Consider the following 15,770-nt stretch of genomic DNA (forward strand, 5'->3'; position numbering starts at 1 on the left):
CTCCTCCGCTGTGTTGTGCTGTTGACTGGGTGCATGAGGGCTATATGGAAGGGATCTATCGCGTTCGGTCTGGTCAACGTACCAGTGAAGCTCTACAGTGCCACGGAGGATCACGACATTGGCCTGCACCAAGTCCACAATAAGGACGGCGGACGCATCAGGTACCAGCGTAAATGCGAAATTTGCAGCGAAGTCGTAGCTTACGAGGACATCGACAAGGCCTACGAGGAAGAGGGCCGCACCGTGGTCCTCACCGCCGCCGAGTTGAAGTCCCTGCCGGAGGAGAACAGCCGCGAAATAGAGGTGGTGGAGTTCATCCCCGCCGAGCAGCTGGACCCGATCATGTACGAGCGCAGCTATTTCCTGGAGCCTGATTCCAAATCGCCCAAGGCCTACATGCTGCTGCGGCAGACGCTGGAGGACACCGACAGGATCGCGATCGTCCAGTATGCGCTGCGCCAAAAGACCCGATTGGGGGCCCTTCGCGTGCGTGGAGACGTGCTGCTGCTGCAGGCGCTCCTATGGGGTGACGAAGTCCGCGAAGCCAAGTTCCCGTCCTTGGAAACAGACATCAAGATTTCCGACAAGGAACTGGAAATGTCCTCCGCACTGGTGGAATCCATGGCCCACGACTTCGACCCGGATGAATACACCGACGACTACCAGGCCCAGTTGAAGACACTCATCGAAGCCAAGCTCGAAAAGGGTGAGGCCCTGGACACGGAGGCCACCTTCGGCAACGTCGAAGGCGAAGGAGAAGGCGGCGACGTCATCGACCTCATGGAGGCCCTGAAACGCAGCCTCGACAAGAAACGCGGCAAGGAAAAAGCGTCCGACGACGACGCTGCCGCCAGCAAAACTGCCGGCAAGCCAAAGGCGCGGGCGAAGAAAAAGGCGTGAGTCCGGCGTCGGGCATTTAATCGCTTGATACGCAAGAGGAAAGCAGCGCCGGAAGGTACCGGCGCTGCTTTCTTCTTGCGTGCCTGGCTCAGCCCTTGACTGAGCCCGCAGTGAGCCCCTGGACAATGAACTTGCTGGCGAACGCGAAAATCACCAGCGTGGGTACCACTGTCAAAACCGCGGCAGCGGACATGGAACCCCAGTCAATGTTGAAGCTGGAGATAAAGCCGGCCAACGCCGTCGGGATGGTCTTGTTGCTGTCGCTGTTCATGAGTGTCACGGACAGGAACAACTCGTTCCAGCAGTTGACGAAGTTGAAGACGAAACTTGCCGCAATGCCCGGAAGCATCACCGGAACGATCACCCTGAAGAGCGCACTCAGCCGCGAACAGCCATCAATCATGGCGGCCTCTTCCAAAGCGTCGGGGACGTTCTCGAAGAAGCCGCGGAGCATGATGGTGCAGAACGGGATGCAGATGGCGATGTAGATCAGGATCAGGCCGGTCTTGGAATCCACCAGCCCGAAGTCGGTCATCATCAGGTACAGCGGGCCCAAGGCAATGAACCCGGGAATCATCTGCGTGATGAGGAACGCGCCAAGCACAGCCCCTCGTCCGGAGAACTGGAACCTCGCCAGGACATACGCGGAGAGCAACGAGATGAGCGTGGCCACCGACGACGCCACCAGTGCTACCACCAGGCTGTTCAGCATGTACTGGCCAAAGTCGGACTTCGTGAAAAGACCGATGTAGTTGTCCAGCGACAACTGCCGTGGCCAATAATCCAAGGGCAGCGAATAGATGGCCCCCGGCTCCTTGAGGGATGTCACCACGATCCAATACAGCGGAAAGACGGTGACGATCAGGCACAGGCCCAAAAAGACGACCTTTGAAACCCGGCCGAAGAGCGAGGGAGTGTTGATCATCGGTCTGCCTTTCGGAAACGGACAGCCATGAGGTAGAAGGCTGCAAACAGCATGAGGGTGACCATCACGATCAACCCCAGGGCGGACGCCTTTCCGTAGTCGCCCTCCTGGGTAATTTTGATCATGTACGTGGTGATGATGTGGGTCTGGTCGGCCGGTCCGCCGCCTGTCATGGCGAAGATGATGTCCGGGAAGTTGAAGATCCAGATCACCCGCAACAGGATGGTCAGCGCCAGTGTCGTCGAAATGCTTGGCAGCGTGATGCTGAAGAACGTCCGTACCTTGCCCGCACCATCCAAAGCGGCTGCCTCATACATTTCGTCGGACACCGACTGCAGCGCCGCGAGGATCATGATGGCGAAGAACGTCACGCCGTACCAGATGTTGGCAATGATGATCGCTGTCATCGCGAAGCCGGGGTCGGACAGCCACGGAATAGGCGAACTGATGAGCCCCGCCTTCATCAGGAGGTCGTTGACCACCCCGAACTCCGCATTGAACATCCACCGGAACAGCATGCCGATCAGGAAACCCGACACCGCCCACGGGAAGAAGATCATGGCCTGGTACGCCCCGCGCATCCGGAACCGGCGCTTCAGGAACAGTGCCACCGCGAAGCCAATGACCACCTGCGGAACCAGGGAGCCAACAACCCACACCACCGTATTGCGGACAATCGTCCCGAACTCGGGGGCATCGAACAGGCTCTGGAAGTTCCCCAAACCTACCCAGGAGGTATCGGAAAGGTCGTTCAGGTTCCAGTTCCGGAACGCCATCTGGCTGCCGGCAATCATGGGGTAGTACGTGAAGATCCCCACGAAGACCGCAGCCGGAGCCAGGAAAGCCAGCAGGGTCAGCGCTGTCCGGCCGCTGAACCGTCGCTTGGACGGGTTGCCCCTGCCCGGTTCCGACCGCGCGGCTTTCCGCCCGGAAGGGGGCGGTGCGGCCTGCTTGACGTCGAGAGTCACCGGAAGCTATCCCTTCATCTTTTCGGTCCAGTAACTGTCCCAACTGGACAGCAGGTCAGACGTGGACATCTGGCCCGTGAGGACGCGCTGAAGTTCACCGTCGGACTTCTTGATCCATTCAGTCCACCAGGAGACGCTGCGGGGCTGGATCGCCGAGACGTACGTATCAGGGTTCTCAGTCATCTTGACGTAGGCAGCCCATGGTCCGGTGCTGTAGAAGGTGTCCTGCGCTGCGGACTTCAGTGTGGGCACCAGGCTGTTGTCCTTGCTGAACGTAGTGGCAGCATCTCCCTGTGCCAGGTACTTGATGAGCTTGACTGCCTCGGGCTTGGACTTGGATGACTCAGCGATGCCCCAACCCGCCGAAGCCACGGGCTGGATTGCCTTGCCGCCTGGTCCTACCAGCAAGGGTGCGACGTTCCATTGGTCCTGCTTGATGGACTGTGACTCTTTGACGGTGGCAATGACTTCGGGGTCCTGGAGCAGGAAAGCCGTGGAGCCGTTGCTGAAGCCCTGCACCATTTCGGGGTAGCCCCAGGCTACCGACGACGGCGGGGAACCCTTCTTGAACAGGTCAATGTACAGATCCATGGCTTGCTGGGCCTTGGGGGAGGAGAAGATCGTCATGCCGTTCGTCAGCTTGAAGGCGTTTTCCCGGTCGATCTCGTCTGCCACGTATGCCTCGATGATGGCGACGGCGTTGGAGTTGGCATTGGTGCCGCCACGGAAGGCGTAACCGAACTTGTTTTCGGCCGGTTTGTTGAGTGCCTCGGCCTGCTTCGCCATCTCTTCCCAACTGTTCGGAGGGCCGTCGAATCCGGCCTCCTTGACCAGGTCCGAACGGTAGAAAAGGGAAAGGCCGTAGAAACCGTACGGGATGTAGTACGTCTTGCCGTTTTGCTTCGAGTACGTGACCGCGTTGTCTGTCAGGTTGTTCCAGCCGTCCCAGCCATCGAGGTCCTTGGTCATGTCGTAGAGCCAGTTGTTGGCGCCGAAGGAACCCACTGTGATGTCACGGGCCTCCACCACATCGATGCCCTTGCCGGACTGGAGCATCTGCTGGATTTTCTGGTCCGCCTGATCGGTGGGAGGCGAAATGAGCTCCACCTTGATGTCGGGGTTGGCCTGTTCGAAACCGGAAATGAGCTTCTTCAGGGTTTCCGTCCGGGTGGGGTTCGTCAGGCTTTCCACCATCTTCAAGGTGACCTTGCCATCGGCCGCTGACTGGCCGCCTCCACACCCGGCAAGTGCAAGAACTGCCGCCAGGCCTGCTGCCGCAGACGCCATAATTCTGGATTTCACGTGGGTCCTCCGTTGATTGGTTAAGTGATTTGCACCGGCTGAGCGGGTGCGGGTGGGGTCTAGAGGGAACGGGCAAGCCGGACGAGTTCCGGGACTGCCTTTTCCGCGAATATCTCGTAGTCCTTGGGGGAGTTGTACAAATGGGCCGAAAGCCGCAGGAAACCTTGTCCGTTGAACGTGGTGATGGCAGTTTCGATGTCCAGGTGGTCTGAGATGTAGCCGCGGACCGCGTGGGAATCCTCGTGGGTAGTGGCGAGCCCCTCCGGCAGGCGGATCAGGCGCAGGGGTCCCACCGGCATGCCGACGTCCACTGCCGGGTTCTGCCCTGTGGCACTGGCAAATGCCTCGCTGATCAGTGATTGGCCATAGTCGCACAACTCCTTGGCGTAGCTGCGGAAAGCTGCCCAGCCGTATCGCTCCTCTATGGTGTCGAAGGCGGTCCGGGCCGCCATCCACGAGGTCACGTCCTGGGTTCCCACGTGGTCGAAGTTCTCCGGGAAGCTGTACGGGAACCCCCACGAATCGATCAACGGTTCCAGTGCCTGTGCTTCTGGTCCGCGCGCCACCAACGCTGCGGTGCCTCGTGGCGCACAAGCGAATTTGTGCAGGTTACCAACCCAAAAGCCCTCAAAATCGGGGACCGGGAACTCCAGAACTCCCGGAGCGTGGGCGGCGTCCACCAGCACAGGTACACCCAGACGGGAAGCCGCGCGGGCGATTCCCTCGACGGGGAAGGCCCGGGCAGTTGCGGAGGTGATGTGGTCCACCACGATCAGAGCTGTCCTGGGAGTTACTTCCGCCATGACCAGGGCGCAAACTGCCTCCGCATCCGCCTTGAGGGGTATCTCTGCAATCCGGACCTGGCCGCCGCACCTGCGGGCTACCCGCTCCGCGCCCTGCAGCACCGCTCCGTAGGCGTGGTTGGTGGTCACGATTTCGGCGCCGGGAGCGAAGTCCAGTGAGTTGTAGACGGCACTGACGCCCGCGCTGGCGTTGTGGACCAGCGCCACGTGTTGCGGATCGACCCTGAGGAACTCTGCAATCTCCCGTCGCGCCGTGGCTACCAGCTCGAATTGGCCCATGAACCACGGACAGGGGTTCTGGTCCATAAGCTCCTTGAGCTTCAACTGATGTGCCTGGGCAGCGCGGGGAACGGACCCATATGAACCGTGGTTGAGGTGGACCTTGGACGGTGTAAGGCTCCAGTCGGCCATTGCGGGCTGGCCCTCTGGGGTCAACATCGGGCGGGGGACTGTGAGGGGTGCTGGGAACACGGCGTCCTTCGTCGGAGGAATGGGTCAACGCTCTGTAAGTTACATCACAGCTTTGACCAAGACAACGGACAATCCAAAATAGTCATAAGATGACTCTGTCGTTTTCTGGTGATATTCCTGCCTCATCAGCCCATGTTTGAGTCTAAAGGTACGATGTCTTGAACAGAAGGCATGACAATGCCCTCACTCAGCTGCCCGGACGCCCCGGTGCGGTAGCGTGATACCGGAATCTGGAGGAGGCGACGTATTGGGTGCTGTCGAAACGGCGATGCAGGGCCTGAGGAACAAAATTGCCTCGGGTGAACTCGCGGCTGGTCAGAAATGTCCTCCGGAAGCGGAGTTGGCGGCGCAGCTGGGCGTATCGCGGAGTTCCCTCAGGGAGGCAGTGAGGGCGATGTCGGCACTGGGCGTCATGGAATCCAGGCATGGCTCGGGAACGTACGTCTCGTCCCTGGAGCCCACGGTGATCCTTCAGAACTTTGCCCTGCTGGTGGACCTGTTGCCGTTGGACGGTCTGCTGGAACTCTTCGAGATCCGCCGTCTCATGGAATCCCATGCCGCTGCGGCGGCGGCTGCCAATGCCACTCCTGAAGTCCTGGCGAAGTTGACCGCGCTTGTGGAGAGCATGGAGGCCACGGTCGACCCCGGCGAATACTCCGAGCTGGATTCAGAGTTCCATGAGGAAATCTGCCGTGCGGGCGGCAACTCGACGCTGAATGCGCTGGTCAGGCTTTTCCGCTCCCGAGGCGGGCATTTCCACATTTTCGACGGCGAGGACGGCGCGGCCGTGCGCAGGGACAGCACTGCAGGCCATAGTGCGATCGTGGCTGCGATCGCCCGGCGTGATCCCACCATGGCGGCGACAGCGACGGCCGCACATATCGCCCAGACGGAGACCTGGCTCAGGAAACTAAGGCCGGAGCCCCGGCTCTGACGTTGCCATGGCCGGGGCTGGGCGACGGGGTCAGTGGTTCCGCAGCATTGAAATGAGTTCGGACTTCTTCTTGTCCGAGTAACCCTTCAGGCCGAGTTCTTTGGCGCGGGCTTTCAGTTTGTCGACGGTCCAATCGTCATAGTCCCCTGATTTGCCTCCCTTACGACCCACGTCCTTGCGTCCCCGGGCTGCCGCTGCGTTGGAGATCCGGGCTGCTTTTTCCTTGGAGGCTCCGTCGTCGCGCAGTTCCTCATAGAGTTCAGGGTCTTTGATGCTTGGGTTCTTCTTTTCCGGCATGTTCAGGTTCCTTTCCCTGAGTTTGTGGTCATGTGATACTTCGGAGTTCGTGGCAGCTTCCAGGGCGACTCACTCCTCCTTGTTGTGTCCGTTGCTGCTCATTCCCCGGCGGTAGAGCCACAGGGGCATGCCGACCACCAGCAACAGCAACGTCAGGACGATGAAGCCGCCGGCCACAATGCCTGCGGTCCTTCCGGCTGTGAAATCGAAGACCAGCGTGGCGGACCCCACGATCAGTAGCGCGACGCCTCCCAAGGCCCATTTGGTGACAATGTCGGCGCTGGAGACGAGTGTGGCCTTGAGCCCGCGGCGGAAGAGCCGCCGATGAACGCTGACCGGAATGACGATGAGCACTGTAGTGAGGGCAGCCACCATCACGTTGAACAGGTAAAGGCCGCGCTGCCAGTCGTCCAGTTCCCCGAAGCGTGACTGGAACGGCAGTGTCAACAGGAAGCCACCCAGGATCTGGACGCCCGTTTGCAGTACCCGCAGCTCCTGGATGAGTTCCATCCAGTTGCGGTCCATGCGTTCTTCCGTGGACTCGTTCCTGCCGATTCTGGGAACTTGTTCCTGTTCTGCCATTCGCATGCCTCCGCAGCTGTGTGGTGGACGCCGGGGATGTGCCGGACTACGGTCGGACTGTCAGCATTCCTCGAACTCTTATCGGGGCCTCAACGGATTTCCAAGGAGGAAGAAAATGAGTCAGGACGAGCACCGCGTGGACCCGGACAGCGAGCCCGGCGGCTACGGTACGCCGACTCCCGAACAGGAGATGCCCGGCAGCGGCGACGGGCGCGAAACGCCGGAGCGGCCGGCTGAAGGAGTTCCCGAAGTGCCGGGTGACGAGTTCCCCACGCCCAAGGATCCGGATGCTGCGCCGCCGTCAGAGGCTACAGGGCAGGAGCCTGAGGGAGGGTAAGGGCGCCTGAGGGCCGTCCCTGCGTGCAAATGATGGGCGCAGGTACAGCCCTCGTTGACCTGTCGGAAGTCCTCGGTGGTGGTTATACCGTATGGCCCCGGCGTCCCGACATGAAGCTCAGCAGCCACCCGATGGCCGCGATGACGAGAAGGACAACGCCTACCCACAGCAACCAGTTCAGGGCCTGCGAGAAGCCGCCCACAAGAAGAAGAACAATTGCTACTACACCAGCAATGATCAGAAGCGTATTCATGGTCAGCACATTCCTTTCCGGGGAAATCATTGAATAATCGCCGATTCCCAACTATGCATTCCGGTTTTACTTCGATTTAGTTATGCCGGTACTTGGAGGCGTTCCGCCGCCTCGAAGTGCCTTTGCCCCTGTCAGCCGGGGTTTCATCGGATGATGAAGTTCGCCAGCTGTGAACAGTAACACTCCTCATTGTACTACTAAGCACCCTTATGAAAGGCTTATTGCAGTCGTCACCTGATGATTGGGCAGTCGCCGCAGAAATCTTGCGGCGCGTTTTTGGCTCACATGAAAGTCCATGAGAGGAACACATGAAAGCGTCACAGCAGCTTGCAGACAACCTTCAAATCGTCCTGACAGACCTCATCGAGCTGCAGCTCCAGGGAAAGCAGGCACACTGGAACATCGTGGGACCGAACTTCCGCGATCTTCACCTCCAGCTGGACGAACTCGTCCTGGCCACCCGCCAGTTCGCTGACGACACCGCCGAGCGCATGCGTGCCCTCCATGCCCTGCCGGACGGCCGCAGCGCGACCATCGCCAAGGGCACCCGCCTGGAGGAATTCCCGGCAGGCCTGGTCAACACCAAGAACGCCGTCAAGCTGGTTACCGACCGCGTGGAACGCGCTGTCCAGACCATGCGCGACGTCCATGACGAGGTGGACGAGGAAGATCCCACGACGGCGGACCTGCTGCACGCGTTTATCGCCCGCCTTGAGCAGCTGGTCTGGATGATCAACGCAGAGATCATGAACGCCGGCGCTGCCGTTACCGATCCGGACGAAGCCTGAGCATCAACCGGACCGGCTGAAGACAGAGAGACCCGCCGACCATGCCGCGGCTGAAGAGAAGCGACCTTTCCAAGCCCGGCATCGTCCGCCGGAAGGTTGGTACGGGGTTCAGCTACCGCCACCCTGACGGCAGTCTGGTCAGCAAGGAGGATCGCCAGCGCATCAACGCGCTGGCGATCCCGCCTGCATGGACCGATGTGTGGATCAGTCCCTACGAGCATGGCCACATCCTGGCCACGGGAGTGGATGCTGCCGGACGGAGCCAGTACATCTATCACCCTGGGTGGCGGGAACGTAAGGACACCGAGAAGTTCATCCGTGCAGCCAAACTTGGCCTGGTGCTGCCAACGGTCCGCCGCAACGTGACGGTCCATCTCCAGGACGCCGCGGATCCCCGGCAGCAGACGCTCGCAGCAGCTGTACGGTTCATGGACCTTGGCGCGCTGCGCGTAGGTTCCGAGGTCTACATGAAGCAGAACGGTTCCTACGGACTCACCACCCTCCGATGCCGCCACGCGCGGGTGGAGGGCCCTGACGTCTTCCTTAAGTTCCCCGGCAAGAGCGGCCAGCTCTGGGATACCTCCATCCACGATCCCGCTTTGGCGGCCTTCTTGGAGCCGCTGGCGGACCGTCCCGGCAAGGAGCGGCTGCTTGCTTACCAGGCCAACGGCACCTGGGTGTCGGTGGATGCGTCCATGATCAATGAATACCTCAGGGGCATCTCAGGGGAGGCGTACACCTCCAAGGATTTCCGGACCTGGAAAGGCACTGCGGCCGCCGCCCTCTGCCTCATCAAGTCCGGGCATAAGGGAACCCCCAGGCAAGCCATTGTGCGGGCCATCAAAGAGGCGTCCGAACTCTTGGGCAACACGCCCTCTGTGGCGCGTTCCTCCTATGTGGATCCGCGGATTATCGAGGGCTACCTCTCGGAGGAGCTCAAGGACGTCAAGCCAACGGAAGCGTCGGTTGCCGCCTACTTGAACGGCGAAACATCGAGTTAAACCGTGCCTCTCGAGAAGGCCTGTCGTTTTTGTGAGTACACTCGTACTAATAAAGATTGATGGGACGTGGCGTCTGGGGGCCGTAAGTGATTCTGTTGGCAATCGTGGTGTGTGAAGTTGCGTTCTGGGTGGCGATCCTTGCCGGGCTCGCAGCACGGTATCTGCTGCGTCGTCCCCGCCTGGGCGGAGCCCTCCTGATCCTTGCTCCGGTTATTGATGCCATCCTGCTTGCCTTGGTCGCCGTCGATTTGCTGGGCGGCGGTACAGCCTCATGGCACCACGGACTCGCCGCGGTCTACATCGGTGTTTCTGTCTCGTACGGCAAGCGCATGGTGGCTTGGGCCGATGCGCACTTCCAGCACCGGTTCGCGGGCGGACCTGCGCCGGAACGTCTCACTGGAACCCGCTACACCATCAAATGCTGGCGGGATGTGCTCCTTACCGGGTTGGCGGTTGCCATCGCAGCGGCGACCCTTGGCGCGATTATCTTCCTCGTCAACGACGCCGAAAGAACCGCAGCGCTCTCGGACTTCTTCCGCATCCTGGGCATCATCTTCGCCATCGACTTCCTCTGGGCTTTGAGCTACACGATCTGGCCGAAGAAGGCTGCCCGCGCCTTGCCCGCTGCTACGCCGTCGCGCTGATTCCATGCCCCGGAGAATCGATGCAGAGGCACGCAGTGCAGCAATTGCGGAAGCTTCCCTGCGTGTCCTCGAACGTGATGGCCTTTCGGGCCTTTCAGTGCGCGGGGTGGCAGCGGAAGCGGGCATCGCAGCCGCTTCGCTACGGCGTGCGTTTGCCACGCAACATGCCCTGCGGGAGTTCTGCCTGCAACTCATTGAGGACCGGGTCACCGCCCGAATCGCCGCCCTTGAGCTCACTGGCCGGGCGTTGGTTGATGGCTTGCTCCTGCAGTTGCTTCCTCTCGACAAGGAACGGCGGCTGGAACTCGTGGCGCAGGTCCAGCTTGGTGTCCTCTCACTGACGGATAGTGCACTACGTCCTGCCGCGATCAGGCTCAGCGAGGGAGTGGACCGCGTGTGTCACGTTGCCCTCCAGCTCCTGGCCGAAGCGGGACAGTTCAACCCGGGGCGCGACCCCGGCTATGAAGCCCAGCGCTTGCGTGCGCTCCTTGACGGGATCGCGATGCACGGATTGTGGAGCGGTGAACTCCCGGAGGCGGGTCCGATGCTCCGGGTGCTCTCGCGCCATCTCGACGAGCTCGCGGGTCCCTAGCACCTTAGGCAAGCAGAGCACCCCGGACGCGCAAAAGTACTTCGGACATGCAAAGAGCCTGGCGCCACCCATATCCGGGTGGCACCAGGCTCTTTGCGTGTCGCTGAGGGGTTTGGGTGTCCCTACTCGGCGTCGTGGTCCGTTTCGAGGATCTTCACCAGGCTGTCCAGTGCTGCGTCCGCACCTTCACCTTCGGCACGCAGCACCACCACGTCACCGTGGGCAGCGCCCAGGCTCATCAGGGAAAGGATGCTGGCGGCGTCCATGGCGTCGTCGGCTGGCTCTCCCGGGCGGGCGATGGTGACATCGATATCCAGGTCTCCCGCAGCCTCGGCGAAGATGGCTGCCGGGCGGGCGTGGAGGCCGACGCGGCTAGCGATGGTGGCTGTACGTTCAGGCATTGGTGCTCCTTTGTGGTGGTGGGTGGCTTTGTGGGAAGTCTAAACGCTGACGGTTGCCGGGGTGGTTTCTGCCTCTACCGGCTTCTTCACGGCCCAACGCTTGAGGGCGATGACCAGCAGCGCAGTGATGACCACGCCGACGGCGATCGAGAGGAAGAACAGCAGGAAGTTGTCGATGGCGAAGAAGACGAACAAACCGCCGTGTGGAGCCTTGGAGGTGACACCGAAGGCCATCGACAGGGCACCGGTGACGGCGCCGCCCACCATGCTGGCCGGGATGACGCGCAGGGGGTCGGCTGCGGCGAACGGGATGGCGCCTTCGGAGATGAAGGATGCACCGAGGAGCCAGGCTGCCTTGCCGTTTTCACGCTCTGCCAGGGAGAACAGCTTCTTGTCGAGCACAGTGGCGAGGGCCATGGCCAGCGGCGGAACCATGCCTGCAGCCATGACGGCTGCCATGATCTGCCAGGGAGCCTGGTTGCTGACACTCGCAGCACCGAGGCCCGCAACGGCAAATGCGTACGCAACCTTGTTGACGGGACCACCGAGGTCGAAGCACATCATGAGGCCCAGGATGATGCCGAGGACCACAGCTCCGGCTCCCGTGAGGCTGGAAAGTCCGGCATTGAGGGCGTTGGTCAGATCCACGATCGGACGGCCGAGGATCAGGAACATCAAACCGGACGCCACCAGGGACGCGAGCAGAGGGATGATCACCACGGGCATCAGGCCGCGAAGCCAGCGCGGGACGTCCAGCTTGCCGATCTGGTAGGCCACGTAGCCGGCCAGGAGACCACCAACGATGCCTCCCAGGAAGCCGGCGCCCATGAAGCCGGACACAGCACCGGCTACAAAGCCGGGGGCGATACCCGGGCGGTCAGCGATGGCGTAGGCAATGTAACCGGCCAGTGCGGGAACCAGGAACCCGAGGGACAGGGCGCCGATCTTGAACAGGACTGCGCCGATGTAGGCACCCAGCGGACCCCAGGCGTTCTCGGGGAAATCGGTGGGAAGGTTGAAGATGCTGTTTTCAACAACGATCTTGTCGGCGAAGTTGGTGATGAGATAACCGCCCATGAGGAAGCCAAGGGCGATCAAAAGGCCGCCACCCGCAACGAACGGAATCATGTAGCTGACGCCGGTGAGGAGTGCGCGCTTCAGCTTCTGGCCGATGTGCTCGCCCTTTTCCTCCTCGGCACGCTCAGCCTGCTCTTCGGCACCGAAGTGCGGAACACGGCGTGCGTGGGGGTCGATGGCGGCAGCCAGGGCTTCCTCGACCATCCTGGTGGGCTCATCGATGCCACGCTTGACCGGAGCGTTGATGACCGGCTTGCCGGCGAAGCGCTCCTTGCCGCGGACGTCGACGTCGACGGCGAAGATCACGGCGTCGGCCGCAGCAATCACTGCCGGATCCAGCGGCTTGGCGCCTGAGGAGCCCTGGGTCTCAACCTGCAGGTCAACGCCCATTTCCTTGGCAGCGGCAACCAGCGAATCAGCCGCCATGTACGTGTGTGCGATGCCGGTTGGGCAGGCGGTCACTGCGACGATGCGCTTGGGTGCGGCAGTCGTCGTCGTGTTTTCTGCGGGAGCAGCCGCAGCGGCGGGCGCAGCAGCCGGCTTGTCTGCCAGCGCTCCATCGACGAGGTCCACAATGTCCTGCTCGGTGGCTGCCGCCCTGAGTGCTGCGGTGAAGTCCTTCTTAATCAGTGAACGTGCCAGCTTGGAGAGCAGCTTCAGGTGTTCCTGGTCTGCGCCGTCCGGGGCTGCGATAAAGAAGATGAGGTCAGCCGGGCCGTCCTTGGCGCCGAAGTCCACCTTGTGGGAGAGGCGGGCCATAGCGAGGGCAGGCTCCGAGACGGCGGCCGAGCGGCAGTGCGGGATGGCGATGCCGCCGGGGACGCCGGTCGCCGTCTTCTGCTCGCGGGCGAAGGCGTCGGCGAAGAGCCCTTCAACCTCGGAAGCTCGGCCGGAGGCGGCAACTTTGCCTGCCAGGACGCGGATGACGTCGGCGGGGGAGTCGCCCAGGTTTTGGTCGAGGGTGACCAATTGTGGGGTGATCAGCTGGGTCACTGTGATTCCTTCTGGAGGGCCGTGATGGATACGGCGTCGGGGGTTGTCTGGTGGACTGCCGGGACAGTGGAGCCCGGTAGCGAAGCAGCTGCGGCACCATGTGCCACGGCTTGACGGAGGCAGTCCTGCGCGGAACCGCCCTGGGTTGCGGCCAGCAGGTAGCCGGCAAGGGAAGAATCCCCTGCGCCCACTGTGCTGACTGCCTTGATCGGCGGATGCGTGGCGAACCACGCTCCGTCTGCGGTCACCAGGACTGCGCCCTTGGACCCGAGTGTTGCGAGAACGGCGCCTACACCGCTGGCGACGACGGCGGCAGCGGCTTGGGCGGCTTTGGCCGGGTCCGCTTCCAGTTCGTCAGCTGTGTAGACGTTGGTGAAACCGGCTGCGGCGGCGAGCTCGGCAAGCTCTTCCGCATTCGGCTTGAGGAGGTCGGGCTTTCCTGCGGCATCGCCCACCAGGGCCGCCGCAAGCGGAGCTCCGGAGGAGTCGATGGCGATGCCGGGGGCGGCCGTTCCATCAGCGTTCGACCGGAGCCGACGCGCGATTGTGGCGTAGAAATCCGCGGGTACTCCTGGTGGGAGCGAGCCTGCGAGAACCACCCAGCTGGCGCCACGGGAGCGCTCCAGCAGCAGCCCGATCAGGGCTTCCTGCTGTTCGCCACTCAGCTCCGGGCCGGGTTCGTTGATCTTGGTGGTGACCCCATCCGGTTCGGTGAGCGTGACGTTGCTGCGTAGCGCCTGACCGATTGGCAGCGCCGCAAAGGGCACGCCGCCGTCGTGCAGTCCGGACAGGACGGGGTCTGAATCCGCGCCGGGAAGGACTGCCAACGTTTCGAGGCCGGAGGCCACGAGCGCCCGGGAAACGTTGACGCCCTTTCCGCCGGATTCCTGGTGGACGGCCACCGCGCGCTGAACTTCGCCGCGGGCCAGGGCGCCCGGGAGTTCCACCGTGCGGTCCAGGCTGGGGTTGGCGGTGAGCGTGACGATCATGCGATCACTACGTCGACGCCGGCGTCGGCCAAAGCCGCCGCAAGTTCAGCCGAGGGCTGCTGGTCAGTAATCAAGGTGTCAACATCCTTCAGGGTGGCGAACTGGACCAGTGTTTCGGCATCCAGCTTGGACGAGTCGGCCAGGGCTACAACGCGGCGGGCAGACTGGACGAAAGCGGCTTTCACCGCGGCTTCCTCGGGATCCGGCGTGCTCAGCCCGAAGACGGCGTGGATCCCGTTGGCGCCCACGAAGGCGATGTCCGGACGAAGCCTGTAAGCGGCCTCCACGGTGGACTGCCCGACGGCGGCCTGCGTGAGTCCGCGGACACGGCCGCCGAGGATCTGGAGTGCGACGCCCTGCGTGGAGGAGAGCTTGCCGGCAATCGGAATCGCGTGGGTGATGACCACGAGCTCGTCGTTCCCATTGGTGGACGGAGTCCGCTGGGCCAGCAGGTCCGCCAGGGTTTCAGTGGTGGAACCGGCGTCGAGCAGGATGCTGCCGGTGGTGGGTTCCGGGATCAGTGCAAGAGCGGCGTTCGCGATACGGAGTTTTTCGGCCTGGCGCTGCACTGCCCGCTCCAGGATGCTTTCCTCGCGGGTGCTCAGGCGGTCGGAGGGGACTGCGCCGCCGTGGACGCGGCGGAGATTTCCGGAAACTTCAAGGGCCGCGAGGTCGCGGCGGATGGTTTCGGTGGTGATGCTGAAACGGTCTGCGAGGTCCGTGACGCTCACGCGTCCGCGCTCTGCGACGAGTGCGGAGATCAGTTGCTGGCGTTCTTCTGCGAACACTTACCCTCCATTGCGGTAAAGCCAAGTTCGTTGCGGCCACTTCCGTGACTGCTGTCACAACGATGTGGAATTGCTTGACTCTATCTTTGTTTATGTTGGTAAGTCAATAGAAACCAACATAAACAAAGATCACTGCTGCGTCCGAGGTGGTCCGGGCGCGGACCGGGAGGGCTCCGGAGACGACGAAAGGGCATGTCGCGCTCCCTGTAGCGCGACATGCCCTTCTATCGGATCCTGACTGGGGGATATGCCGGGATCCGGTCTTGTTGGGTGCGGAACAGCCCTAAAGCGAAGGGGGGTCCCCTGGTCCCGGGGGCGGTGGGACTGCCGGTCCCGGGGTGGGTTCCGGGACGGGCGGCGGGCCCGGTTCCGGCAACGGTACGGGCTCAGGCGTAGGCCCGGGTTCCCGGGTTGGATCGGGGTGTGAGGGATCCGTGGGGAAACCGCTCATCATCAAGCGCTCCTTCTCCGGGACGAATGCGTCGGGCGGAGGCTTTGCGGCGTGCTGGAAGGGTACCGGCTGGAATCCCATCCGGACCCCATGTAGTCGATGGGCAGGTTGTCCGGGTCAGGTGGATCCGGCAGCTTGTGCTTGCCGGGTTGACCATGCTGGTTATGCTGGCCAAGCCCCCGGGTGGCAGTGGAAGACTCTCTTTTCTGTGATTCTGCGTGCATGCTGTCCCTTCCTGTAGCTTCAGAATTGGTGCTGCTCCTCATGGCTGCGC

At 62.2% G+C, this 15,770-nt stretch carries 18 protein-coding genes; 7 read left to right on the forward strand and 11 right to left on the reverse strand.

Annotated elements, in window-relative coordinates:
- Window positions 1-33: 33 nt before the first annotated feature.
- Entirely contained in the window at window positions 34-900 is an 867-nt protein-coding gene (locus HMI60_RS05565; RefSeq protein ID WP_026267323.1) for a Ku protein, read from the forward strand.
- 88 nt (window positions 901-988) lie between these two features.
- Here HMI60_RS05565 and HMI60_RS05570 read toward each other — a convergent pair whose 3' ends face one another.
- The 4 genes from HMI60_RS05570 to HMI60_RS05585 are packed head-to-tail and all read right to left on the reverse strand — an operon-like array spanning window position 989 to window position 5,336.
- A complete protein-coding gene (locus HMI60_RS05570) occupies window positions 989-1,825 on the reverse strand; it encodes a carbohydrate ABC transporter permease (RefSeq protein WP_039239318.1) in 837 nt (278 codons plus the stop codon).
- On the reverse strand, window positions 1,822-2,793 hold the full coding sequence (locus tag HMI60_RS05575) for a carbohydrate ABC transporter permease (RefSeq protein WP_110505953.1): 972 nt from the start codon (window positions 2,791-2,793) through the stop codon (window positions 1,822-1,824). Before HMI60_RS05575 ends, HMI60_RS05570 begins: the two co-directional genes overlap by 4 nt.
- 6 nt (window positions 2,794-2,799) lie before the next feature.
- A complete protein-coding gene (locus HMI60_RS05580) occupies window positions 2,800-4,095 on the reverse strand; it encodes a sugar ABC transporter substrate-binding protein (RefSeq protein ID WP_227453657.1) in 1,296 nt (431 codons plus the stop codon).
- A 59-nt stretch (window positions 4,096-4,154) separates the two neighbouring features.
- Window positions 4,155-5,336 carry an aminotransferase class V-fold PLP-dependent enzyme gene (locus HMI60_RS05585; RefSeq protein WP_227453658.1) on the reverse strand — a complete coding sequence of 394 codons (1,182 nt, stop codon included), beginning with the start codon at window positions 5,334-5,336 and terminating at the stop codon, window positions 4,155-4,157.
- 280 nt (window positions 5,337-5,616) lie between these two features.
- Between HMI60_RS05585 and HMI60_RS05590 the strand changes: the two genes are divergently transcribed.
- Window positions 5,617-6,303 carry a FadR/GntR family transcriptional regulator gene (locus tag HMI60_RS05590; RefSeq protein WP_018778942.1) on the forward strand — a complete coding sequence of 229 codons (687 nt, stop codon included), beginning with the start codon at window positions 5,617-5,619 and terminating at the stop codon, window positions 6,301-6,303.
- Window positions 6,304-6,333: 30 nt separating this feature from the next.
- On the opposite strand, the gene HMI60_RS05595 is transcribed toward HMI60_RS05590, so the two are convergent.
- The gene (locus tag HMI60_RS05595; RefSeq protein ID WP_055977300.1) at window positions 6,334-6,600 is read right to left on the reverse strand and encodes a Rho termination factor N-terminal domain-containing protein; all 267 of its coding nucleotides are present in this window, start codon (window positions 6,598-6,600) and stop codon (window positions 6,334-6,336) included.
- 69 nt (window positions 6,601-6,669) lie between these two features.
- Window positions 6,670-7,182, reverse strand: coding sequence for a DUF6328 family protein (locus tag HMI60_RS05600; RefSeq protein ID WP_018778940.1), 513 nt, complete (start codon window positions 7,180-7,182; stop codon window positions 6,670-6,672).
- Window positions 7,183-7,297: 115 nt separating this feature from the next.
- Here HMI60_RS05600 and HMI60_RS05605 point away from each other — a divergent pair, with 115 nt between their 5' ends.
- Complete coding sequence (locus tag HMI60_RS05605) at window positions 7,298-7,519, forward strand: hypothetical protein (RefSeq protein WP_018778939.1); 222 nt, start codon at window positions 7,298-7,300, stop codon at window positions 7,517-7,519.
- 82 nt (window positions 7,520-7,601) lie between these two features.
- On the opposite strand, the gene HMI60_RS05610 is transcribed toward HMI60_RS05605, so the two are convergent.
- Entirely contained in the window at window positions 7,602-7,772 is a 171-nt protein-coding gene (locus HMI60_RS05610; RefSeq protein WP_018778938.1) for a hypothetical protein, read from the reverse strand.
- 308 nt (window positions 7,773-8,080) lie between these two features.
- Here HMI60_RS05610 and HMI60_RS05615 point away from each other — a divergent pair, with 308 nt between their 5' ends.
- The 4 genes from HMI60_RS05615 to HMI60_RS05630 all read left to right on the forward strand — a co-directional run bounded on the left by HMI60_RS05615 (window position 8,081) and on the right by HMI60_RS05630 (window position 10,797).
- Complete coding sequence (locus tag HMI60_RS05615; protein ID WP_014920468.1) at window positions 8,081-8,560, forward strand: Dps family protein; 480 nt, start codon at window positions 8,081-8,083, stop codon at window positions 8,558-8,560.
- A gap of 41 nt (window positions 8,561-8,601) precedes the next feature.
- A complete protein-coding gene (locus tag HMI60_RS05620; protein WP_189076406.1) occupies window positions 8,602-9,561 on the forward strand; it encodes a DNA topoisomerase IB in 960 nt (319 codons plus the stop codon).
- An 86-nt stretch (window positions 9,562-9,647) separates the two neighbouring features.
- Window positions 9,648-10,205, forward strand: a complete 558-nt coding sequence (locus tag HMI60_RS05625; RefSeq protein WP_193590710.1) for a hypothetical protein — start codon at window positions 9,648-9,650, stop codon at window positions 10,203-10,205.
- Between the two features lie 4 nt (window positions 10,206-10,209).
- The gene (locus HMI60_RS05630; protein WP_193590711.1) at window positions 10,210-10,797 is read left to right on the forward strand and encodes a TetR/AcrR family transcriptional regulator; all 588 of its coding nucleotides are present in this window, start codon (window positions 10,210-10,212) and stop codon (window positions 10,795-10,797) included.
- A gap of 122 nt (window positions 10,798-10,919) precedes the next feature.
- On the opposite strand, the gene HMI60_RS05635 is transcribed toward HMI60_RS05630, so the two are convergent.
- From HMI60_RS05635 to HMI60_RS05650, 4 genes are read right to left on the reverse strand one after another with little or no spacing between them, the layout of a single operon-like run.
- Window positions 10,920-11,198 carry an HPr family phosphocarrier protein gene (locus HMI60_RS05635; RefSeq protein ID WP_018778934.1) on the reverse strand — a complete coding sequence of 93 codons (279 nt, stop codon included), beginning with the start codon at window positions 11,196-11,198 and terminating at the stop codon, window positions 10,920-10,922.
- Window positions 11,199-11,237: 39 nt separating this feature from the next.
- Window positions 11,238-13,268, reverse strand: a complete 2,031-nt coding sequence (locus HMI60_RS05640) for a fructose-specific PTS transporter subunit EIIC (protein WP_193590712.1) — start codon at window positions 13,266-13,268, stop codon at window positions 11,238-11,240.
- Window positions 13,265-14,257, reverse strand: a complete 993-nt coding sequence (locus HMI60_RS05645; RefSeq protein WP_039239324.1) for a 1-phosphofructokinase family hexose kinase — start codon at window positions 14,255-14,257, stop codon at window positions 13,265-13,267. The genes HMI60_RS05640 and HMI60_RS05645 overlap by 4 nt, the downstream gene beginning before the upstream one ends.
- Window positions 14,254-15,045 carry a DeoR/GlpR family DNA-binding transcription regulator gene (locus HMI60_RS05650; protein ID WP_018778931.1) on the reverse strand — a complete coding sequence of 264 codons (792 nt, stop codon included), beginning with the start codon at window positions 15,043-15,045 and terminating at the stop codon, window positions 14,254-14,256. Before HMI60_RS05650 ends, HMI60_RS05645 begins: the two co-directional genes overlap by 4 nt.
- Window positions 15,046-15,770 lie beyond the last annotated feature (725 nt).

The sequence above is a fragment of the Paenarthrobacter sp. YJN-D genome, assembly GCF_015040335.1.
GTDB classification, from domain to species: Bacteria; Actinomycetota; Actinomycetes; order Actinomycetales; family Micrococcaceae; genus Arthrobacter; species Arthrobacter nicotinovorans.